Origin of the sequence: Chryseobacterium daecheongense, from assembly GCF_003729955.1 — a bacterium.
In the GTDB taxonomy this organism is placed as follows: Bacteria; Bacteroidota; Bacteroidia; order Flavobacteriales; family Weeksellaceae; genus Chryseobacterium; species Chryseobacterium daecheongense.
Genome location: NZ_RJTX01000002.1, coordinates 518,585 through 539,988, shown reverse-complemented (window position 1 = coordinate 539,988; position 21,404 = coordinate 518,585). Strand labels below are relative to the sequence as shown.

General features: G+C 36.1%; 20 protein-coding genes and 3 pseudogenes. 7 read left to right on the top strand and 16 right to left on the bottom strand.

The window, feature by feature from the left end; translation table 11 throughout:
• Window positions 1-2: 2 nt before the first annotated feature.
• From EGI05_RS10960 to nrdD, 3 genes are all read right to left on the bottom strand, one after another.
• Window positions 3-1,058 carry an MFS transporter gene (locus EGI05_RS10960; protein ID WP_120231275.1) on the bottom strand — a complete coding sequence of 352 codons (1,056 nt, stop codon included), beginning with the start codon at window positions 1,056-1,058 and terminating at the stop codon, window positions 3-5.
• Window positions 1,059-1,303: 245 nt separating this feature from the next.
• Window positions 1,304-1,774 carry an anaerobic ribonucleoside-triphosphate reductase activating protein gene (gene nrdG, locus EGI05_RS10955; RefSeq protein WP_042721859.1) on the bottom strand — a complete coding sequence of 157 codons (471 nt, stop codon included), beginning with the start codon at window positions 1,772-1,774 and terminating at the stop codon, window positions 1,304-1,306.
• Window positions 1,761-3,554, bottom strand: coding sequence for an anaerobic ribonucleoside-triphosphate reductase (gene nrdD, locus EGI05_RS10950; RefSeq protein WP_120232205.1), 1,794 nt, complete (start codon window positions 3,552-3,554; stop codon window positions 1,761-1,763). The genes nrdG and nrdD overlap by 14 nt, the downstream gene beginning before the upstream one ends.
• A 222-nt stretch (window positions 3,555-3,776) precedes the next feature.
• Here nrdD and EGI05_RS10945 point away from each other — a divergent pair, with 222 nt between their 5' ends.
• On the top strand, window positions 3,777-5,072 hold the full coding sequence (locus tag EGI05_RS10945; protein ID WP_123263079.1) for an NRAMP family divalent metal transporter: 1,296 nt from the start codon (window positions 3,777-3,779) through the stop codon (window positions 5,070-5,072).
• A 32-nt stretch (window positions 5,073-5,104) separates the two neighbouring features.
• Here the strand turns inward: EGI05_RS10945 and EGI05_RS17900 are convergent, their stop codons facing one another.
• From EGI05_RS17900 to EGI05_RS10930, 3 genes are read right to left on the bottom strand one after another with little or no spacing between them, the layout of a single operon-like run.
• On the bottom strand, window positions 5,105-5,488 hold the full coding sequence (locus EGI05_RS17900; RefSeq protein ID WP_134197425.1) for a CPBP family intramembrane metalloprotease: 384 nt from the start codon (window positions 5,486-5,488) through the stop codon (window positions 5,105-5,107).
• The gene (locus EGI05_RS10935; RefSeq protein WP_123263077.1) at window positions 5,458-5,679 is read right to left on the bottom strand and encodes a ferredoxin; all 222 of its coding nucleotides are present in this window, start codon (window positions 5,677-5,679) and stop codon (window positions 5,458-5,460) included. Before EGI05_RS10935 ends, EGI05_RS17900 begins: the two co-directional genes overlap by 31 nt.
• On the bottom strand, window positions 5,672-6,925 hold the full coding sequence (locus tag EGI05_RS10930; RefSeq protein WP_123263076.1) for a peptidase U32 family protein: 1,254 nt from the start codon (window positions 6,923-6,925) through the stop codon (window positions 5,672-5,674). The genes EGI05_RS10935 and EGI05_RS10930 overlap by 8 nt, the downstream gene beginning before the upstream one ends.
• Before the next feature lie 370 nt (window positions 6,926-7,295).
• Here EGI05_RS10930 and EGI05_RS10925 point away from each other — a divergent pair, with 370 nt between their 5' ends.
• The 3 genes from EGI05_RS10925 to EGI05_RS18110 all read left to right on the top strand — a co-directional run bounded on the left by EGI05_RS10925 (window position 7,296) and on the right by EGI05_RS18110 (window position 8,852).
• Window positions 7,296-8,207, top strand: coding sequence for a cupin-like domain-containing protein (locus EGI05_RS10925; protein ID WP_123263075.1), 912 nt, complete (start codon window positions 7,296-7,298; stop codon window positions 8,205-8,207).
• Window positions 8,208-8,261: 54 nt separating this feature from the next.
• Window positions 8,262-8,504, top strand: coding sequence for a hypothetical protein (locus tag EGI05_RS10920; protein WP_134197428.1), 243 nt, complete (start codon window positions 8,262-8,264; stop codon window positions 8,502-8,504).
• A 204-nt stretch (window positions 8,505-8,708) separates the two neighbouring features.
• A complete protein-coding gene (locus tag EGI05_RS18110; RefSeq protein ID WP_228428606.1) occupies window positions 8,709-8,852 on the top strand; it encodes a hypothetical protein in 144 nt (47 codons plus the stop codon).
• Window positions 8,853-9,258: 406 nt separating this feature from the next.
• Here EGI05_RS18110 and EGI05_RS10910 read toward each other — a convergent pair whose 3' ends face one another.
• The gene (locus EGI05_RS10910) at window positions 9,259-9,939 is read right to left on the bottom strand and encodes an outer membrane beta-barrel protein (protein ID WP_123263073.1); all 681 of its coding nucleotides are present in this window, start codon (window positions 9,937-9,939) and stop codon (window positions 9,259-9,261) included.
• 255 nt (window positions 9,940-10,194) lie between these two features.
• Here EGI05_RS10910 and EGI05_RS10905 point away from each other — a divergent pair.
• Window positions 10,195-11,581 (top strand): annotated as a pseudogene (locus tag EGI05_RS10905) (MBL fold metallo-hydrolase).
• A 174-nt stretch (window positions 11,582-11,755) separates the two neighbouring features.
• Here the strand turns inward: EGI05_RS10905 and EGI05_RS10900 are convergent.
• The 3 genes from EGI05_RS10900 to EGI05_RS10890 form a co-directional block, all read right to left on the bottom strand.
• Entirely contained in the window at window positions 11,756-13,261 is a 1,506-nt protein-coding gene (locus EGI05_RS10900; protein WP_166668341.1) for a serine hydrolase domain-containing protein, read from the bottom strand.
• Between the two features lie 16 nt (window positions 13,262-13,277).
• On the bottom strand, window positions 13,278-13,964 hold the full coding sequence (locus tag EGI05_RS10895) for a CPBP family intramembrane glutamic endopeptidase (RefSeq protein ID WP_123263071.1): 687 nt from the start codon (window positions 13,962-13,964) through the stop codon (window positions 13,278-13,280).
• Between the two features lie 68 nt (window positions 13,965-14,032).
• Window positions 14,033-14,614, bottom strand: coding sequence for a Crp/Fnr family transcriptional regulator (locus EGI05_RS10890; protein WP_123263070.1), 582 nt, complete (start codon window positions 14,612-14,614; stop codon window positions 14,033-14,035).
• A gap of 504 nt (window positions 14,615-15,118) precedes the next feature.
• Between EGI05_RS10890 and EGI05_RS10885 the strand changes: the two genes are divergently transcribed.
• Window positions 15,119-16,183: a serine hydrolase domain-containing protein gene (locus EGI05_RS10885; RefSeq protein WP_123263069.1), complete on the top strand. Its 1,065-nt coding sequence runs from the start codon at window positions 15,119-15,121 to the stop codon at window positions 16,181-16,183.
• 373 nt (window positions 16,184-16,556) lie between these two features.
• Here the strand turns inward: EGI05_RS10885 and EGI05_RS10880 are convergent, their stop codons facing one another.
• From EGI05_RS10880 to EGI05_RS10860, 6 genes and pseudogenes are all read right to left on the bottom strand, one after another.
• A complete protein-coding gene (locus tag EGI05_RS10880) occupies window positions 16,557-16,808 on the bottom strand; it encodes a 6-phosphogluconolactonase (RefSeq protein WP_228428595.1) in 252 nt (83 codons plus the stop codon).
• A gap of 251 nt (window positions 16,809-17,059) precedes the next feature.
• Complete coding sequence (locus EGI05_RS10875; protein ID WP_123263068.1) at window positions 17,060-17,359, bottom strand: hypothetical protein; 300 nt, start codon at window positions 17,357-17,359, stop codon at window positions 17,060-17,062.
• Between the two features lie 14 nt (window positions 17,360-17,373).
• Window positions 17,374-17,601: pseudogene (locus tag EGI05_RS18230) on the bottom strand (hypothetical protein); the annotation flags it as partial.
• A 9-nt stretch (window positions 17,602-17,610) separates the two neighbouring features.
• Window positions 17,611-18,246 (bottom strand): annotated as a pseudogene (locus EGI05_RS18225) (efflux RND transporter periplasmic adaptor subunit); the annotation flags it as partial.
• 143 nt (window positions 18,247-18,389) lie between these two features.
• Window positions 18,390-18,704, bottom strand: a complete 315-nt coding sequence (locus EGI05_RS18220) for a YybH family protein (protein ID WP_123263067.1) — start codon at window positions 18,702-18,704, stop codon at window positions 18,390-18,392.
• Between the two features lie 112 nt (window positions 18,705-18,816).
• A complete protein-coding gene (locus EGI05_RS10860; RefSeq protein ID WP_123263066.1) occupies window positions 18,817-19,692 on the bottom strand; it encodes an AraC family transcriptional regulator in 876 nt (291 codons plus the stop codon).
• Window positions 19,693-20,192: 500 nt separating this feature from the next.
• Between EGI05_RS10860 and EGI05_RS10855 the strand changes: the two genes are divergently transcribed.
• On the top strand, window positions 20,193-21,377 hold the full coding sequence (locus EGI05_RS10855) for a chloride channel protein (RefSeq protein ID WP_317125049.1): 1,185 nt from the start codon (window positions 20,193-20,195) through the stop codon (window positions 21,375-21,377).
• Window positions 21,378-21,404 lie beyond the last annotated feature (27 nt).

Here is a 21,404-nt window from a genome sequence, read left to right as displayed (position 1 = left end):
TTTTAACCAAAATATTTTCCTGATTCTTGTCTTGCTTTAAGGTGTGCTTTGGCTAGCATTGCTCTTTTTCCTTCGGGGCTGTAATCCAAATAGCTTTTGCCATCTTCGCGTACTAAATCAAAGCCCATTTTTTTTGTGATTTCCTTCAGGTCATCAATATGCATTTTTGTGGTGTATTCGTCGCCTGTATGCGGACAAACCTGCATTCCCCTTCGTTTTCCTTCAATTTTATAGATATTTGCTCCCACTTGTGCTGGTCGCTGAAAGATGTGAAAGAACTTTCCAAAAGGGATCCACATAAGGAACATAGCTACCGTAATGGCATGGGTAATAGCCATAAACTGACTCATTTTTCCTTCGAGATAGGTATAATCAAACCAAATTCCCAATCCTGTCACAGAAACAGCTACCAATAAGATCAAAGGAAGCCAGTCTCTTTCAAACCATTGGGTAGCGATAAGACCCTCATCCACGAATCTTCTGTGCATCATAATGAGACAACCCACGATAACCATGATCGAGGTCCAAACCAGAATATGGAAAAAGAAAACGGCTATGGCAGTATCGAGCGGAAATGTCATCACAGTAAAGCCCATCATATGGGTTTCATACTGATCTATGGTTCCTGGTTTTAAGGTGAAGTGCAGCCATCCAAATGTAAGTCCGAATGTGACCATAAATGAGATGAGACATCCTGTAGCTAAAAGGAAATGTCCTAACCAACGCGTTTTACCTCTTGGAGCGATGAATTTCTGAAAAATGATGTTACGAACAGATAAACGGATCACTTCTTTTACATAAACCGGGTAATCTTTACTGAAAATAAATTCCCAGGTACGCTTCCAGTATTTCTGTGTTGCCGGACGCTGTTTCCATACCGAATGATGATAGACAACTCCGAAAGTCATGCTGATCGTTCCGAAGAAATAAATGATCAAAGCGGCATCAAAATTCTGTAGATTTACCGATCCTATTACCGTAACGGCAATGACCACTAATGTGGCAATGATGGCATTAATAAATGCTTTTTTATTGATCTTTGTGAAAATGCTGAACATCTGTATAAGTTTTTAATGGTCATTCACTTAGTTGCATGCAGAATTAATCTCTGTAACAAAGATACAGTAATCAGATATCAAAATAAGACAAAAATATCTTATTTTAATTCATTCAAAATAATTTTTGAAGAATACACACCATATTCAACTGAAAATCAAATATTTAATATAAACATGATTTACATCATAGACCTAAAATCCAATCTAGATCCATAAAAAGTACTGTAAAACAGTACTTTTTCGATTTATTTATTGTTAAGGAAATAGCCATTCAAAATCCTTCCCGTGGTGAGATCTTTCAATACCTGATTGGTACTTATGCTGTTAAGTCCTCCCAAGTCTGCGATCCACTTCCCTGTTTTTAAGTAATCCAGATTTTCCAGTAAAATCGGATGTTTCCTTTTCATTTGTTTTTCGTTCAATCCGGTATAAAGACCGACTTTTAGCTTTTCTCTTTTTGTCATGGAAATCAGAGCAATGAGTTCAGAATCTGCCCATTCCCCTCCCATAAAAAGAACACAGGTAATCGTTTTTTTATATTTCGTGATTAAATTCCGAAAAATATCATGAGTAAGCTCTGTTCCGTTTTCAGGATTCCACAGATGTTCTGAATGGCAACCTTCACACGCTAATTGACAGCCTGTAATGGTAAGACATAGTGAAACCTCATCAGGAATTTCCTGCAGAACAATATCATAGCTATCATACTTCAGCATTCCCGTAATATCTTCTTTTTTCTTCTTTCTGGCGATCTTTAGAGAAGTTGGTGACTTTTTTCAGATAACCGATCACACGTGTAGCGTAATCAATATCATCAGACTGACATTCTGTACAGTGATCCATCGTTTTTTTGTTGATATAACCGCAACTATTGCAAACCGTCACTTTTATATTGAAGCAGAAATAATTACATCCTGTATACGCAGCCACATTCAATAGTTTTTTAAAACCTTCCTGGGTAGGATATTCTTCAAGATTGCAATGATAAGCAGAGCCTCCGTCAAGATACTGTATATACTCGTTTCCGTGAAGGAAGAATTTATCGATTAGGTTTTGGCTTTCATCTTCAACAATATAGAAGTAAGAATTGTAGCAGTCTCTCGGAACGTACAGCCAGTCTTCTTTATCCCATTTGGCATTTTTTACACCCAGGTTTTCGGCAGGAACAAATTCTGTATTGAACATATATCCATATTTTTCTTTGGCTTCTTTATTTTTCGTAAAAATCAGTTTAAGATTTTCATTGATGAAGTTTTTGTAGCGCTCATTATCTGAAATTTCAATGCCCAGAAATTCTGCAGCTTCCACCATTCCGTTGATCCCAATGGTAAGGAACTGTTTGTCAAGAGAAATGAAACCCGCATCGTATACCGGAAGCATTCCCGCATTCTTATAATCCTGAATAAGACTTCTGAAAGCCACTTGATATTTATGAATATTATCAATCATTGTCTCTAACGGAATTTCTTTCTGATAAAGACGATTCATATTGATGGTGATTACATTGATGCTTCCTGTAGATACTCCTCCTGCCCCCAAAGAATAGCTGAATGTATTGTCTGATATTTCGTTTCTCAGTCTGCAACAACTTGCCAGAGAATCAGCGTTTTCGGACTGATAAATGAAGAATGAATTTCCTTCGCTCAACTCTTTTGAACAGAAATCTGCAAAGGCCTCATCATAGACTTTTTTGTCCCTAGTGAGCATTGCTGCCGTAATTACAGGGAATGTGAGTACTGCTTTGCAACGTTCTTTATTGAACCATTGCATGAAAAATTGCTGAAGTCTGTCCAAAAAGAAATAATCAGGCTTGCTTCCATCAGGAAAAAAGAATGTTCCGAACATTGAATCGAAGTAAGGTCTGTCGTACAAGGAAATATTCCAGAAAACGGACTGGTAACCGCGGGCTGCAGCCGGCTGATTGATAGCGTATACAACGTGTTGAAGCTCATTTTCAATCATTTCGGCATGTGTTTGAATATAATTTTCACCAAAATCTTTTCTTGCAAAGTGATCGAAATACAGCAGAAATTCCACGGTCGCCACAGCACCTGCGAATTGTGAAGATACTGAAAAAAGAAAATTCACAAAGGAGCCACAGAAACTGCCCAAATGTTTGGGGGCTTTAGACTCGCCACCAAGCTTTGTCAATCCGTCCAAAAGCAACGGATACATGGATACACTTACACAGTATGGTTTTAGACTTGTTTCATCATGAACATAGATTTCATGTTCTTCCAACTGTCTTATATATTCTTTGGCAAGGCTTGCTCCAAAGAGTTCTTCTATCTTATTACCAATAAGATTGCGATTGATCTGGATGTTGATATCTTTGTTCAATTCTGCTTCCATGGTTGCAATATTTTTGGTGGAAACATTCGCGTTCGAGTCAAATATTGCTCCACTTGCGGCATTTTGAGATGCCAAATAGTTTTCAATGAAATTGCATTTGCTGGCCAACTGTTGTTCTGTAAGTCTTGTGAATTTGTTTTTCATAATATATTATTTAATAAGATATAAAGATATTAATATCTTTTATTTTGATAGAAGACAGTTTTATCGACAAACAGGAAAATCTAGAACAAAGAAACAGACTTCCAAAATCTATTAACAAAAATATAAAATAGTTTTACATACTCTCTATAAAAATACAACTATTTTCATTAGATAATATTACTCATTTAATAGTATATTGTAAAAACAAATCTGCATTTTAATATGTCTGCCAAAAATTATGTTCAAGCCCGAGCCAAAAAAATCAGAAAATTCTTTGGATTATTAGGTCCGGGATTAACGACCGGTGCTGCCGATGATGATCCTTCGGGAATTGCTACATACTCTCAGACAGGGGCCCAATTCGGTTATGGGCAACTATGGACCGCAGTCTATATGCTCCCGTTTATGACCGCAGTACAGGAAGCCTGTGCAAGAATAGGAATGGTTACCGGTAAGGGGCTGACAGGAGTAATCAAAATGCATTACAGCAAAAGAATACTATACAGTTCAGTAGGACTTGTTGTGATTGCTAATACTATTAATATCGGGGCGGATATTGGAGCAATGGCAGCTGCCGCACAATTAATTATTCCTGTTGATATTGTAATACTCATGCTTGTTTTTACCATAAGCATATTAACATTGGAGATATTCACTAGTTATAGGGTGTATTCAAAAGTTCTAAAGTGGCTGGCATTATCTCTCCTGACCTACCCTCTTACTGTATTCATCATTGATCAGCCTTGGAAAGAAATATTAAAAGCCTCTATCGTTCCTCACTTCGAATTTTCTTTCAACTTTCTTTTCATAATAACTGGAGTATTCGGAACAACTATTACCCCTTATATGTTCTTTTGGCAGACCTCCCAGGAAGTGGAAGAAGAAAATGAAAGAGGTCTGATTCAAGATGGAAAACCGAAAATCGGATGGCGTCATATTCATGCAATGAGAAAAGATAATAGTATAGGCATGGTCATCTCTGAATTTACAACATGGTGTATTATATTAGTTGGAGGAACTGTTTTGCACAACGCTCATATAACGGATATCAATACCGCCGCTGATGCAGCAAAAGCTTTAGAACCTTTAGTACAGTCATTTCCCAATTCTGGATTAGTGTCAAAATTTATATTTGCAGTTGGCATAATCGGTCTGGGGCTGCTTGCTGTTCCCGTTCTATCAGGATCGGCATCCTATGCAGTTTCCGAAGCTCTCAACTGGAATGCAAGTTTAAACCTGAAATTTACAAAAGCAAGAGGCTTCTATATGGTTATTATTATATCTACCCTTATTGGTCTTTGTATGAATTTTATTGGCATTAACCCAGTGAAAGCTCTTGTATATACCGCAGTTCTCAATGGTGTAGCAGCTGTACCTCTCTTGTTTCTGATTATCCGGATATCTACAAGTGAATGCATTATGGGAGAATTCAAAAGCAGGTGGCTGTCAAAAAGTTTATTATGGGCAACTTTTTTCTTTATGGCCGCAGCATCAATTGCTATGTTTTTTACGATTTAAATAAATTAGTAAATACAGTAGAAATCAAACGGCTAATACTGACCACTTTTTGTATAATTAGATATTAAAACTAATATCTGCAATATTTGATTATTATATTGTAATATATCTTTTTGAGGTTTGATTAATTGAGAAACTGTTAGAATTCCTAGTAGCATCCCTACAATATAAGCAGCATAGGAAATATGTTCATCTTGCCCCCCATTTCCCTTAGGGACTACTTCAACAAATAATCCTGTATTATCCTTATAACCCAACATCCAATGTATTGAATTCCAAGCAAAATGCAATCCTGTAGACATTGCTATATTTCCAGTCTTTGATGTAGCAATACCAAAAAGCACAGCACCTAATCCCGCTCTTAATTGTTCGTGAAAGGTTTCTCTTAGTTTAATTGTATGATGGTTACTGGACACATCTGTGCGGTTACCAGTGATTTGTCTACTTCTTCAGCGGAAATCTTCAGTATGAAGACGTTTTTCTTTTCAATAGCATTAATTAGAGTGGCTTTTCCATCTTTTTTAGACATACGCCATAATTCCGGTTGCAGTTCATAACAAATACCACATCCTATACACTTATTACGATAATGTATGAGCTTATTCATCCGCAGTAGTGTTTAATAATTTATATAATTTATTGCTGGCTGTTATTTTAATGCTCAAAGGGAAGGTTATTTTGTCTCCTTTTGAAGCTTCTGGCGCCTGAGCACCGTTTACGACAAGCATAGTTAACTGCTCTTTAACCATACCACAGTCAGGCCCGGTAATCATAATCCTATCCCCTTGTTTTAAATTTCCGGTTTCAAGAGTGAACTCCGCTATACCAATTTTAGGATAGTATTTCGTGCCTTTTCCAATATATACTTTTTTTTCAGTAGCTACTGAACCGGGATGTTGTGTCCATTCACCAAGATTTCTCCCAAGATAATTACCTTCCCAAAAACCTCGATTGTATACCTTTTCCATTTCAGTTTTCCAAATGATCACCTTGTCCGGGTTAAATGTTCCATCTACAACTGCTTCAATTGCTTCGCGGTAGCATTGGGTTACTATATGTACATAATCGGCTCCTTTTGTCCGTCCCTCTATTTTTAATACATCGATACCACTTTCCAATACCTGGTCAAGAATATCGATGGTGCACAGATCCTTAGGTGACATGATATACTCGTTGTCAATTAAGAGTTCTTCCCCAGTTTCGGCGTCTTTCACTATGTATGCTCTACGGCAATTTTGAACACAAGCCCCACGGTTGGCAGAAGCATTATGAGTGTGAAGACTTAGATAACATTTACCTGAAATAGCCATGCACAGTGCCCCATGCACAAATAACTCAATCTTAATCAGCTGACCAGAAGGCCCTTTTATCTGTTTTCTCTTAATTTCATTGGTAATATATTTAACCTGTTTCAGGGTGAGTTCCCGGGCTAATACAATAACATCAGCAAAGCGTGAAAAAAATTGTACAGATTCGATATTACTAACATTGGCCTGAGTAGAGATATGTAAAGGAATGCCCATTTCGTTGCAATATTGCATAACTGAAAAATCGGAAGCTATGACAGCATCAATTCCGACCCTTTTGGATTCTTTTAAAATTGTACGTAACAGTTGCATGTCATGTTCATACATTACTGTATTTAGTGTTAGGTACGCTTTAAGGCCATGTTGCCTACACAGATCAGTTACCTTCTTAATATCTTCAATGATAAATGTTTTGGCTGACCTCGTACGCATATTTAACTGCTCTACACCAAAATAAATGGCATTTGCCCCAGCATTAATAGCTGCTTGTAAGCAATCGAAAGATCCTGCTGGGGCTAACAGTTCCACTTCCCCTTTTGTATTCATAATTTCAATTCTGGAAATAATCAGGTTTTATCTGGATGTCAGATTTTATTATAAATAAATTTTGTTGACAAATATATGAAATAATAATAATTAGCCATTGATTTAGTAGTTATTTGAATTCGATTATATTGTTAATTGAAATATAGTTTGGAGCAGTTCTTTTCAAGATCAAATCTTTGAGATAGAATTTTTAAATGAATGTATCAAAAAACTAAATAACGATCTAAGTTTATAGCCATGATAGACAGATTTTAATTATTAATATTAAGGAATAGATTTTTTCACTTAAATTATTCAGAATTGCCCTAGTTTATACTTTTTTCTACTGGTGGGATTTAGAAAGGTTTAATAGTTTTGCAGCTAAAAAACAATGGGATTAATTCTTAAACCAATTGATGTCGTAAATAGCATCTCACAGGAAGACTTTCTGAAAAAATACCTTAATCCAGGAATACCTGTGGTAATTAAAAACATGGCTAGGAAATGGCCAGCCTATGAGAAGTGGACCCTGGAGTATATGAAGGAGGTTGTAGGTGATGTTACGGTACCCTTATATGATAGTTCCAAAGCAGATCCGGCAGCGCCTATTAATGCTTCCTCTACTACAATGAAATTTGGAGATTATATAGACCTTATCCAAAGAGAGCCGACAGATCTTAGAATTTTTCTTTTTGATCCGATAAAGTCGGCCCCTCAATTACTGAAGGATTATGTTTTTCCGAAAGATCTTATGGGGGGATTCCTAGATAAATATCCAAGCATGTTCTTTGGAGGAGAGGGGTCAAAAACATTCCTTCATTTTGATATCGATATGGCTCATATTTTCCACACCCATTTTGGAGGAAGGAAGAAGGTTCTACTTTTTGATTATAAGTGGAAAGAACGTCTGTACCAGATTCCATTTGCCACCTATTCTCTGGAGGACTACGACATAGAACAACCTGATTTTGAAAAGTATCCTGCACTGGATGGTGTAGAAGGGATAGAATGCTTCCTGGAGCATGGTGACACACTTTTTATGCCAACGGGATGGTGGCACTGGCTAAAATATCTTAATGGGTCATTTTCCTTATCGCTTCGTGCCTGGGATAAAAGCTGGGCAGTAAAAGCTCATTCTTTATGGAATCTTACCGTCCAGCGCTCATTTGATAATTTCATGAAATCCCGTTTCAAGAAAAGATATATGGATTGGAAGGAAAACAAGGCTATTGAAAGAGCAGACCTTGCTTTGAGAATGGGTTTGCCACATGAAAATAGCCGTAAAATTAAGATCAATTTTTAATGCAGTTAAAATATGTTTTAAAACTGACAACATTATACATTTTATATTATATTTATGAATAATAAATCTTTACATAGTTTTCATATTCCGGTAATGGGTCTGGCTTATACGATAGATAGCCCGATACGAGTGGCTCAATATGGGATATCCTCTGTAATTTCCATTATCGATGATGAAATATTGGAAAAAATGAGAGCTTTTTACAGCTCAAAATTTAATCTCGATTTCTTTAGCATTTCCACTAAAGAAGAAGATTACAGGGCTAAAAGGGTTACTGCTTATCTGAACATGATTTAGAATATTGTCGGTGAGAAGTTTGAAGCATTTAAACAGGATATCAGCAAAATAAAGAATCTCTGAGACGCTTTATAGATATACTCCCACTATCTCAGAGCTTAAAAGTAGCCTTCAGAAATTTACAGTACAAAAAGATCACTTGACATCTGCTGTCAAAGATTTCATGGATGTTCATCTTACTCCTGGGCTATAGATGTCAATATCATGACCAAAGTAGACAAGGATAATTTCAATGGAAATGAACAGCTTGCGGTTTATCAAAATGATGCCCATAGTGCCTTAAGGGGATTTGCGCAAAGTGAGCTCTCTTCTTCGGTTGCTTTTTCGGCAGGATTAAATCCCAGTTAAACATGCTATTTTTGCAAGTTTTCTCACAAATATAGGCCCCACTTGCCTTACAAGGTGAATGCGTCTCATGATGGAAGTATGGCAATATTACAATTTCCTCCCCCAGCTTAGAATCTTGTAAACTTACACGACAAGGAAAACCGTGAAATTTATCCACTATCATTTTATAGCCCGATCTGAATCCACTGTTCTGAACCTCATATCTGGCGATATTTATATACAATAAACAAAGATGAACTTATATAATAATTTTGTGAAAAATTATTCCTAAAAATAAATGGAAAATATCTCTCTAAATTACTACTGTTGTAATATTAAAAAAGTAAGTTCTTTGTATAGCAAAGAACTTACATCAAAAAATAATTGCTCTATGAAAAATAAATATTATTCCCTGTGGGTTTATGGACTAGAATAAAAATTTAAATCCAAACGATAAAGGGGCAATAGCAGTTCCGGAGGGACCAAATATAGCGGCATTGTATTGAGGGGTAACTGTAGCAACATGCGCCAATGCAAAATCCGTGGTTTTAATATCCTTTGTTGTCCCCGGATAATTTTTAATTGTGGTGAAGGATAGATTCGCCAGGTTATAGGAAAATTCAACTGTGAAGTGTTTTGTCATCACATAATCCAGGCCTCCGGACAAAGCTAGTCCAAATTGGTTGATCTTGATGTCACTGCCTACTACAGATTCTCCGTTAGCAGTTACTTTTGTTTTTCCAGTAATCATAGGAACTGCTAATTGTCCAAAAAAGAATAAGCCTCCATGAATATTCCAGTATTTCCTTGCTAGTGGCTCTATGACAAGCAGGTTTGTTTTCAAGGTTACATCAGATCCGAGCTGATTTTCTGATTTAACTCCGATATTTCCTACGGCGACCCCAACAGCTGTGGATGGGGCAATGAAATATCCAACAACAGGTAGAATTGTTGTACTGGATGATTTTCCGTTTTCAGTGCCATCTTTTGTACTTTGATATCCAGCCTGGGCTGTTGCAAACCAGGTACCTTTTAATCCTTGTTCTTTTTCCTGTGCACTGAATAATCCTGTTATGGCAAGTGCACTTATCAATACGATTTTTTTCATGTTATAAACATTTAGAGATACCCAAATTTCCAAATGTTTTTATCAATTACCGTCATGATTATTAGTGACATATGTCATTATGACATTTATCATTATCTCAATAAAACATTGAAATATTAATGATAATTTTATTGAAATAAAAAAAACAAACTATTTAATCAAAATAAACAGAGTTTTATTTAAATATTACGTATCGTCTAGTATATAAATACCAGACAGGGTAAGAATTGCTTAAAGAATTAAATTATAAAATAAATGAAAGTAGAACAAATTTATACAGGTTGTCTGGCTCATGGGGCATATTATATTGCTTCGAAAGGAGAAGCCGCTATTATTGATCCATTGCGGGAAACAACTCCCTATCTGGAAAAATTAAAAAATGACGGAGTAGAACTCAAATATATTTTCGAAACTCATTTTCATGCTGATTTTGTAAGCGGACATCTGGATCTGGCTAATGAGACTTTAGCAACCATCATATACGGACCGACTGCTAAACCTGGTTTCGTAGCTCATGTAGCAGAAGATAATGAGATTTTTAAATTAGGGAATGTTACCATAAAAGTAATTCATACTCCCGGACATACTATGGAAAGCTCCTGTTTTCTGCTTATAGATGAAGAAGGCAAAGAAACAGCTTTGTTCAGTGGCGACACCTTGTTTCTGGGAGATGTGGGAAGACCCGATCTGGCTCAGAAAGCCGCCCATATGACCAAGGAAGAATTGGCTGGAGTTCTCTACAAAAGCATATACCATAAAATCTTACCTCTTAAGGACGAAATTATTGTCTATCCCGGTCATGGCGAAGGTTCGTTATGTGGAAAAAAAATGATGAAAGAAACATCAGACACCTTGGGCAACCAGAAAAAAGTGAATTATGCCCTCAATCAGTTAAACAAGGAATCGTTTGTTTCAGCAGTACTAGAAGGTCTTTCCTCTCCACCAGGGTATTTTGAAATGAATGCAACCATGAATAGAGGGGGGGGGGTATGAGAGTTTTAAGAATGTACTCCGCCGTGGAATTTCTCCTCTTTCAGTAGAAGAATTTGAAACTAAAGCAAATACTGAAAACGTAATCATTCTGGATACAAGAGATGCGGGCGAATTTCATCAAGGTTTTATAGAAAATTCCGTGAATATTGGACTGAAAGGAACCTTTGCGCCTTGGGTGGGTGCTATAATACAAAATGTACGACAGCCAATTCTGCTGGTTACTGAAAACGGCAAACATGAAGAAGCCATCACCCGTTTGAGCAGGGTTGGATTTGATAACGTAGTAGGATATCTGGAGGGCGGATTTGAAACCTGGAAAAAAACAGGAAAAAAAATATGTAGCATACATCGTATCTCTGCCAGGGAATTTGTTGCTAAAATGAATGATGATGTCTTGGCCATTGACGTCAGAAAAGAAAGTGAATACTCAGAATCTTCTTTTAAAGGAACATATAATAAGCCTTTAGCAGATATAAATCAATGGATCGGGAAAATCAATAACCTAAACCATTTTTATTTATATTGTCAGGGAGGCTATAGAAGTATGATAGCAGCAAGCCTATTATATAGAAGAGGATACACGAACTTTACGGAGGTGGAAGGCGGCTATACCGCCATTAGCCAGGTTATGGCTGAATTAATAAAATAAGCAAAAGCTGGGATTATCTCCAAACATAATTTTAATCTTAGCTAAATGGTGATGTAGGCGAAGTTTTCAGTAAAAAAATACATGTTGTTCATATAACTTGAAACAGTAAAATAAAACCCTTCCATTAAGATAATGAAAGGGTTTACAATTTCAAAAAAATTTACAACGGAACAACTAAAGTCCTTCCAACACTTTTTCTCCATTTTTGTTATCGGGATTGAGTTCAATCGACTTTTGATACATTTTGATAGCTTCTTCTTTCTGTCCGTTTTCCAGAAGCGCTTCTGCATAACTGTCATAGGCATTCCAGCTGTTGGGAAACAGATCAACATTCGTTTTGAATGTCTCAACAGCTTGTTTATAGAAATGTTTCTCCGGCAAATGATAAGGATTACTGCTTCCCAAAAAGTCATATCCGAGAGCGTTCATTTCATTCTCACTCAGATAATAATTAAGCGTATCTTTTCTTAGGCTTTCCAATGTTTCTCTCGCTTCTGCTGCCCCTTTGTTATGCAAAATATTTCCATAAATTTTGGCAATGCTTTTTTTAGGCATATCCACTTTTTTGCTGTTTAAAAGCATCATGATTTTTGTAGCATTTTCGTGGGCATTAAAATGAGCATTATCAAATAAGATGACGGTTTGATGTTTGGTGACATTTCTGAGAATATTGGAGCTCAAACCCATTGCAGCCCCACTGTGGTACACCCATTTTCCCATTGTAGAGTCTTTTTCAATTTCCCAGCCTAATCCGAATTCATCGGAATTATTTTTACCGTTATTTAATTTTACCGGGACGAATGCTTCTTCCAGAGTCTCTTGTTTTAGCAAAGTGTTATTGTAAAGAGCTTTGTCAAATTTCCAAAGATCCCGGATTGTACTTACATAATCGGCAAATCCTCTAAAAGCATACGAATGCCAGTATCCTTTCACATAAGGGATTGAATTGGATTTTACAGGTTCATCATCATATAAATGAAGATAGATGTGAGGAAATGCAAAATTTTTTATTTCAACTCTGTTGAATTGTTCCGGTAAGGGAAAAAGCACAGTTTCTTTCATCCTTGCAGGTCTAAGAATATTCCTTTTAATGTATTTTTCATAGGGTATCCCCGAGACCTTTTCAACAATCAAAGCCAAGATAAGGTAGTTGATATTATCATAATTTCCCTTTTCGCCCGGTTGGTAGACGAGCGGTTGTTTGTTTGCAATAACTCCTGGGAGAAAATCCTTGTTGGTGAAAACCTTATCTGGATTTTCTTTTTTCTCCTTGTCAAAAAAAGCATTGTAAGGCGGAAGCCCGGAGTTATGCGAAAGCAAATGCCTAATCTTTATTTCTGGATAAGGGAACCCAGGCAGGTACTTTGTCACAGAATCCGTTATTTCCAGTAAGCCTTTTTCCTTGAGCTGCAGAATAGCTGTTGCTGTAAAGATTTTTGAAATACTGGCAATGGGAAAGGTGATGTCGGATGTATTTGGCGCTTTGGTTGTGTGATCTGAAAAACCGAAAGATTTTTCATACACAATCTTATTGTTATCAACCACTAAAACATTGCCACTGAATTGTTGGTTTTTAACCAATGTATTGAAATAATCATCGATTACCTTTTCTTTTGATTGCCCGAAAGTTTTTACCAGTGACAAAAGCAGAAGACTGGTTAAAAGCAGCTTTTTATGCATATCCATAGTTTTTGTATTATTGTATATCTTGATATTTTTTGTAAGAATCATAGCGAATAATAAAGCCTATCCAAATGGCAAGCAGGATCACAATTAAGATCAGTTCCGTCTGATGGAGGCCATGTCTGAAAAAATTATTCAACGAATGAAATCCCGCTACAGCCAGTAATGAATAGGTCTTACTATATACTTTGCCGATTCCCCAGCTACCCAAAAACAAAACACCAAGAAAAATCATATTGGAACGGGTGAATTCAAAATTCAGATGCCAGATAAACCATAAAACGGCGATCATGGTTATGCTTTGAAGTTTCGGCAGATCTTTCAACTGCTCCTGTAAAAATCCACGCCAACCGATCTCTTCCAATAAACCATACACTAAAACTGTGAAAAGCAGCACAAAGGGGAATTGTCCCTGCTGAATATAGCTGACTGTTCCAATGAGAACGACCGGAAAAATCCAGAAAACAAACAAAGGCAAAAATAAATTTCGGTAATTTCCTTTCAGGGAAATCCTTAAGGGAATATTAAACAATTTAACCGAAACAAAAGCACCGATAGCGGGGCCAATTCCTCGGAGTAAAATTTTTATAAATTCGTTGTCGGTAAAATCAAGCAGATGGGTTTTCACCGCCAAAAAGCGAAATAGAATAGCAATAACATAAAAAACGATAATGCTCCCAAGTCGTTTTCTTTCTTTCATATTTTTTTGAGTTAGATTATTCAAAATTAATTATAAGAAAGCTAAATTAACTTGACGATGGGTAAGTTTTACTTCCTGGTTACTCTTTTTCTGAGGCGACTCAGGCTTTCTGCTGTTAATCCCAGATAAGAAGCGATTATTTTAAGAGGTGTACGTTGGAAAATTTCGGGACGCTGGTTGATGAGGTTGAGATAACGTTCTTCCGGACTAAGTGTCAGAAGGTTGATCTGATCCTGTTGTTTTCGCAGGAACAATATTTCGGGGATCGCTTTTCCAATCCTTAAACCTGTTTCATTACGGGAATAGAGCTCATTAAGATCAGGATAGCTGATTGACCATAAGGTACAGTCTTCCAATGCCTGCGTCTTAATGCCTGAAGGCTGCTGCTTGAGGAAAGAAAAATAATCGCTCATAAAACTGTGTTCATACAGTAAATTGATGCAGATATCTTTCTTTCCGTTCCAAACGAATAGGCCGACAGAACCTTTGGCTACAATATTCAGATATTTTTCTACACTCTGATAATCTTTTATGACCTCATTTTTCTGAAATTCTCTTACAGTTATTTTTTCCGAAAAGCGCTCCCAGATATTAGTCTCAGCATTATAGAATGGAGAAAAAACATTTTGAATTTCTTGTGGTGTAGGCATATATTCAGTTTATCTGCACAAATTTAGGATTTCCAGCCATATCACTGGTTGAAATTACCCTAATCTGTTAAATGGAAGAGCTCTTTCGACCCTTCCTGTTGCGACGCAAGCAGCGGCTGCCTGCTTAGGATTAAACAGCCAGCTTATATGGCGCGACAAGCAGACCCTTAATTCTGATATACTGGAAACCATATCCATACATTTACTGGAACAACAACTACAACTTTAGGTTCAGGGCAAAAAGCGGTGGATTTAAGTATATCATTACCTTTTTAACTATTTAGCTCTGTAATAAAAGAGGACGTAACAGGCAATTATAAGCTGACAAAAAAATAGAAACTGCATAAATCGGGATTATATTGTATGGAAACAAAAAGTAGGCTGAACTTGAACAGTGTTCTTTAAATCAGAAATTTGTTTGGCATGTTTTTTAAAAATTTTAGTATTTTGTATTGCATAGTATCTGTTAAAATATATATCTTTGTATTAAATAAAAACATTATTATGAAAAATATATTTCTGGCATTTTCCTTTTTCTGTGCATCTAATTTTCTTTTTTCTCAACATTTTTCAGAAAAAGTAGATAGTCTTATTCAAACAAAGTTTACCGAAGATCAAGGTCCTGGTGGTGTATTTCTGATTTCCCAAAAAGGAAAACCTGTCTACGAGAAAGCATTCGGGCTAGCCAATTTGGAACTGAACGTACCCTTGAATCCGGATAATGTTTTTGAAATCGGCTCGATGACCAAACAATTTACTTCCGTCTCTATACTGATGCTGGAGCAGCAAGGAAAACTGAAGGTCACAGATTTTATCTCCAATTATATCCCCGATTACCCAAACGGAAGCAACATTACGATTCATCATCTTTTAACACATACCTCAGGAATCAAGGACTTTACAAAAATAAAAGGACTTTCTGAAATCTCTCAAAAAGAAATGACACCTCAAATGATGGTTGACTTTTTCAAAAATGAACCAGTTGATTTTAAACCGGGAGAGAAATTTGAATATAATAATTCTGGATATATTGTTCTGGGTTATATTATAGAAAAGGTTTCGCGAGAAACATATGAAGACTTTATCCGGAAAAATATCTTTGAGAAAATCGGCATGATACATTCTTATTATGCCACTGACAGAAAAGTTATAAAGGACAGAGCATACGGTTACCATAAAAAAAGCGATGGCTTTGTAAATAAATCAGTCATTAGTTTTAGTGTTCCTTATGCTTCCGGCTCTTTGATGTCGAATTTGGACGATATGCTGAAATGGCAAATCGCACTGAATCAAAATCTTTTACTGAATCAAAAAGAATCTACAAAAGCTTTTACAAAATACAAATTAAATAATGGTGAAGAAATCGAATACGGATACGGCTGGCATTTGAAAAATATCAATGGAATCCCAACCCGCGAGCACGGCGGAAGCATCTTCGGATTTAAATCTATGGGAGTTTATATCCCAAGTAAAGATATTTACGTTCTGGGATTTAGTAATTGTGACTGCAACTCGCCTACCCAGGTAGTAAAAGATATTGCCGAATTGTCGTTGAAAAATTTGCAATAGTAAAGAAAGAATAAGAGTATTTCAAAATAGATCTTCTAATTAAAAATGATTAATATGAAAAAAACTCTTATTTTTTTGGCTTTTACCATTGTTGGTTTTTGTACTTCCTTGCCGTATCATTAAAAAAGATGAATTCCGGGATTTTCCGGGCGACGAAGATGGTGGTACAAGAATAGTGTACAACGGTTCACACGCTTGCGTATAATTTTATACTTAATGCACCTTGATACATTTTTTATTTAAATTGAATTTTTAAGAGTTGATTAAAGCGAATGTTCTGGTTAAATACTGTAATTTTTGCACAGCCAAAAAGCAGTGCATTTAAGTATAGAAATACCTTATATTATAAAACATCGTATATAGTTAAAAAAAATTAAATTCCAGCTTCTTTATCAGTAAAAATCTGAACTCCTGCTTTCTTTTCAATTAACTGTAGCGGATATAGTTCAGGATTATACACACCATTAAGAACTTCATTCAAAGCGTTTTTCTTGGATTTACCAAATGTAAAAATCAGAATATTTTCAGCTTTATTGATGATAGGTTCAGTCAAAGTAATTCTGAACATTTCCTGTGGATTCAGATAATAAGCATCAACCCATTTTTCTTTTTCTTGTAAAATCACCCATTCCTAAAAGGGTAAAATCGAAAATACCGTCAGCTCCCAAAACATTCCTGATCTGATCTTCGTATCATATCAGTAATTAGAGCTCCATATTCCTTCGCATATTCTGTAAATTCATATTCAATATTTTCTTTTTCAATAAGCAACTTATTTTAAACTTGTTACTGAGCTAACCAAATACTGCAGAATTAGCAAAATTTCATTAATCGAGTTGATAGACTCAATATATTTCGCATAAGCAAAAGACATACTTAATTTAAAACATAGTCAAATTCTTTTTTACCTCTTTTAAATCTAATTATTTTCGCATTACCCTTCTCTAGATTTTGTACGATATCGCAATATTGCTTTTGATCAACATTTGTAGTAATAACTGAATCAATTTGAATGATTTGATCATGAAGTTTTAATTTCTTATTTTGCAGTTCATCCCAAAAAAAGCATAGTTCAATCTCTCCCTCGTGTTTTTTAGATTTACAAACCTTTATTTTTGGAAGATTAGCATAGCTAGGTTTATTATCCGTTCTCCCCAGAGCTACTTCTTCAATCAAGAAATTAAATACAAAGCCATTTTATCTTTATCTAAAATGACCTGCAGCTGGCGGTTTCTACCTCCAATCGTTTTGGTAAGAGAAACGTCCTTTATTTTTTTGATTTCCGAAGATAATTCCTCTCCTATCTGGCGAAGCTGAAAATCATTATAATGAGGATTATCACTCCACAAAGTCAGTCCGAGCATCGGAACATCATCAATGGAACGGGTTTTCACCATAGGTTCCATTACGTTTTTCGGGAAGATAACATCAACCGGCATTCCGTTGGAAATCATAGTGATATTCTGCTCTGAAACCAGAACCTGTGCCTGCAAAGATGACGGTGACTCTATGGTAAGCAAAGGCATTCTCGGGCTTGCCATATTGCCCTGCTCTGCAAATTTTGCCGTAACGGTTCCGGAAATAGGTGCTGTAACGTTGATATAACTATATTGTGCATTAACTTCGTTTTTCATCTGCTGTGCAGCCTGTAATCCTGCCTGTGCCATTTCGTACCGTGCCCTCATATCATCCAGCTCTTTCTGGGAAGTACTTTGAGATTTATACAGATTCTGGAATCTTTCATAATCTTTTCTGGCAATATTGTAGCTGGCCTGTGCCTGGGAGGTCTGGGCATTAGCCTGCCCTCCTTTTGCCTGAATATCTGCCGCATTAATACTTACCAATAACTGCCCTGCCCTAACGTTCTGTCCTACTTCTGCCTTCATGGATGTGATATATCCCATCATGCGGGTAGAAACATTGACTGAATTTTTGGCAACCAATTTTCCACTCGCTATAGCAGATGGGCCTTCCGAGCTTACTGTTGTATGGCTTACCGTAACAGAAATAGGCGCATCAGCATTCTGAGCGGATTTTTTTTTGTCTGAAGAACAGCTTCCCACAATTGATAGAACGATATGATGCTTAACACTAACATTCAATTCTGCTTTGACAAGATTCTTTCCCGCAGTCTCAAAAAATCGAAGTGCATTTTCTCCTTCGGGAGAAGATGAATTTGATAGATCGATTACTATTTCAGTTCCTGTCAATGCTTCCTGAAGCCCTTCACTATACTCCAGTCCAAGATTAGTGATGCTAGATTACCATCTACATAAACATTCTTTGTTGTAATTTTGATTGGCAAACCGAATTTAAAGAAGCAGTCCAATTCTCGCGCAATCTCCAATTTTCCTCTCCGAGGCTCACCGTTATCATTAATAAAGATTGCATCCTCCTCATAGAAACGAAGCATAGTCTCCGTATGGAAAGAATTCATATGAGCAAGAAAAGAGTCGACTATTCCCTCAGGAGTTTTTGAGAATGAGAATACTGAGCTTTCAACAAAATTCTGTCCAATCATAAGACTTAAATTTTCTTTAGAAGTAATTTTTTTGTCTTACAAAATTGAGTAATTGGCATATGCAACGCCACTCACAAATTAAGGTAAAAGGTGGACAAAATAAGGAACAATCTTAATGATCTAAGGTTTGGTCTGAGTTTTTAGCGTATTTCTTCCGATATTCACTTGGTGAAAAACCTGCATTTTTACTAAACAGCCTGATGAAATATTTGGTATCTTGATATCCTAGCTGATAGGAAATTTCCTTGATGCTTATTTCCGTATAGTAGAGCAATCTTTGCGCTTCACTCATCACTTCCTTTTGTATATGTTCGGAAGCAGATAAACCAGTTACTTTTTTTACTGTATCGCTTAGATGTCCAACAGTTATATTAAGTATTTCTGCAAATTCAGATGGACGCTTTATACTCCGGAAATGTGATTTTACAAGATTCCTGAATTCCTTCGTGAGACTGATAGAACGTAGACTGATACTTTCGGAATTAATGAATAATTGGCGTTCGTAGCACAAAACTGCCTGTTCAATAAAAGCTGAAAGCAATGGTTCTTCAACTTGCCTGTAAGCGATATCGTTCAGATCTTGTAATTTCATCATTGAATCAAAGATTGTTCTAAACCAATCACGCTCATTATTAGAGAGAGCGATAATCAAGGTTTCCTCTAACAAATTATCTAAACTGGTTTGTGCCGTTCTACCGATATGACGGCTTTCAAAAGACAGATAACAACCGGTTGCGCTAAGAGTCTCTAGAATCTGATGAACTTGTCCAGGAGGAGAGATAAAAAGTGTCCCCACCGGCATTGTTAAATGCTTAAAATCAAATACAACTTCAAGCTGATCAGCTTCAATTAGCATGCAAGTATAATGGTCGTGCCTGTGAGGTGAAAGTGCTTTTATAATACCTGGTGTAGATCCGTTCCAAATACCAACAGCAATCCCACTGCTGTAATCCATTCTATTTAATGTAATTGAATCGTTTTTAGGCATAACAATTTCTTTGCACAACTAATTTAGTTTTTCTTTATTTAATAGTGTGTATTATTCAAGATTAAAATTAAAGAAGCTAACTAAATGTGCAATTTTTTCATCCGTCACAAAATTAAAAAACATCCATTTTTAACAGTTATCTAAAATTCCAAAGTTGCAAACAGACAGAATTGATAACTAAAACAAAAAATTAAGTATATCGTTGCCTTGATCGGTTGGACCTTCAGTTTATGAATCAATGAATTATTTAAATTTCATTTGGATTGTTTAAATAAAAGCATGATTAAACTATAATAAAAACAGGTAGTATATAGTAACAAGCAACTTTTACTATTTCAAAAAATAACCATTACCTTTACATCTTCTTTAAGACTAAAATAGTTATGCAAGGCAATACAGCGTACAGAAAGAAAATAATAAGATCCAGCTATGTCAAATTAATCGGGATATCTATTATCGTTAGTATTATCTGTTGTCTTATATCTTATACTTTAAAACATTTGACAGGACAGGTACAGGAATACCTCTTTGGAGAAATTATAGCCACGGAAAACAAATTGTTAATCTTTTTACCAAGTGTAGGCATTACAGCAATCTATTTCCTACGTAAATATTTCTTTCAAAATAGAAAAAATAAGGGAATTAAGGAAATATATACAACCCTGGAAACAAGAAAGGATCATCTTCCTTTTTTTAAAATACCTTCTCATTGCATTAATGGTTTTTTAACGGTGATTTTTGGAGGATCTACAGGAGTCGAAGTATCAACAGTAGTTGCCACCGCAACAGTTGGTAATCAGGCCTACAAACATTTGCATAGTGCATGGGCCTACAAAACGGAACTGATATGTGCAGGTATTATAGCGGGTGTAACCGTACTCTTTGGAAGTGCGCTGGGCGGTTTTCTATTTGCATTTGAAGTTATTGCACGTAAATACAATAAAACCTTATTGATCAGTGGAATCAGTTCGATGATTGTGGCCCATCTATTCGTACATTTTTATGACTCTAGTCCACTATTTACATTTAAGGTGCAGGACTGGCGATGGCAATCCATACCTTTTGCTGTGATACTAAGTTTAATCGGAGGTATATTTGCCCTTTATTTTACGAAAATTGTCATCTACGCAAAAACATTTTTTGGTGGGATTAACAACAATTTCATCCGCGTAAATTTAGGTGCCATAACTGTTGGGGTATTTATCTTTTTTCTTCCGGCTTTATATGGTGATAGTTATCACGGACTTGGTAAAATCCTCGAATGTAGTTCGTACGACATTGTTAATCTCGCATATTTAATTCCTCTGGTTTTGCTCATCTTCATAAAGCCATTGGCGGCTTCCCTCACTCTCGGCGCAGGCGGTGACGGCGGTGTATTTGCCCCGAGTATTGTTACAGGTGCGTTTTTAGGGGTATTTTTTGCCCAATTCTGCAACCATTATTTAGGTACCCATCTTGTGGTTATTAACTTTGCGTTATTTGGAGCCGCTGCCATGCTTTCCGCAGCTATTCATGCCCCTCTTACTGCCATGTTTATTATTTCCAGTATCGTACCGTCTGGATATCTATTGCTGTTTCCTTTATTCATCAGTAGTGTTATTTCTAAAATACTGGCAAAGAAAATCTATCCTTACAATGTGTATACTTACAAAGAATTTTCAAGCAGCCCGAACGCAATAAATTGATTAAAAATACCGTACGATATTTAAATA

What these genes read in the sequence shown, in the direction of transcription:
- EGI05_RS18220 (WP_123263067.1), bottom strand. Translation starts at nt 18,704, where the DNA reads ATGATTGGACAGAATTTTGTTGAAAGCTCAGTATTCTCATTCTCAAAA.
- nrdD (WP_120232205.1), bottom strand. Translation starts at nt 3,554, where the DNA reads ATGAAAAACAAATTCACAAGACTTACAGAACAACAGTTGGCCAGCAAA.
- EGI05_RS18110 (WP_228428606.1), top strand. Translation starts at nt 8,709, where the DNA reads ATGACCAAAGTAGACAAGGATAATTTCAATGGAAATGAACAGCTTGCG.
- EGI05_RS10925 (WP_123263075.1), top strand. Translation starts at nt 7,296, where the DNA reads ATGGGATTAATTCTTAAACCAATTGATGTCGTAAATAGCATCTCACAG.
- EGI05_RS10945 (WP_123263079.1), top strand. Translation starts at nt 3,777, where the DNA reads ATGTCTGCCAAAAATTATGTTCAAGCCCGAGCCAAAAAAATCAGAAAA.
- nrdG (WP_042721859.1), bottom strand. Translation starts at nt 1,774, where the DNA reads ATGCTGAAGTATGATAGCTATGATATTGTTCTGCAGGAAATTCCTGAT.
- EGI05_RS10935 (WP_123263077.1), bottom strand. Translation starts at nt 5,679, where the DNA reads ATGAATAAGCTCATACATTATCGTAATAAGTGTATAGGATGTGGTATT.
- EGI05_RS10895 (WP_123263071.1), bottom strand. Translation starts at nt 13,964, where the DNA reads ATGAAAGAAAGAAAACGACTTGGGAGCATTATCGTTTTTTATGTTATT.
- EGI05_RS10860 (WP_123263066.1), bottom strand. Translation starts at nt 19,692, where the DNA reads ATGCCTAAAAACGATTCAATTACATTAAATAGAATGGATTACAGCAGT.
- EGI05_RS10910 (WP_123263073.1), bottom strand. Translation starts at nt 9,939, where the DNA reads ATGAAAAAAATCGTATTGATAAGTGCACTTGCCATAACAGGATTATTC.
- EGI05_RS10890 (WP_123263070.1), bottom strand. Translation starts at nt 14,614, where the DNA reads ATGCCTACACCACAAGAAATTCAAAATGTTTTTTCTCCATTCTATAAT.
- EGI05_RS10885 (WP_123263069.1), top strand. Translation starts at nt 15,119, where the DNA reads ATGAAAAATATATTTCTGGCATTTTCCTTTTTCTGTGCATCTAATTTT.
- EGI05_RS10920 (WP_134197428.1), top strand. Translation starts at nt 8,262, where the DNA reads ATGAATAATAAATCTTTACATAGTTTTCATATTCCGGTAATGGGTCTG.
- EGI05_RS10930 (WP_123263076.1), bottom strand. Translation starts at nt 6,925, where the DNA reads ATGAATACAAAAGGGGAAGTGGAACTGTTAGCCCCAGCAGGATCTTTC.
- EGI05_RS10900 (WP_166668341.1), bottom strand. Translation starts at nt 13,261, where the DNA reads ATGCATAAAAAGCTGCTTTTAACCAGTCTTCTGCTTTTGTCACTGGTA.
- EGI05_RS10960 (WP_120231275.1), bottom strand. Translation starts at nt 1,058, where the DNA reads ATGTTCAGCATTTTCACAAAGATCAATAAAAAAGCATTTATTAATGCC.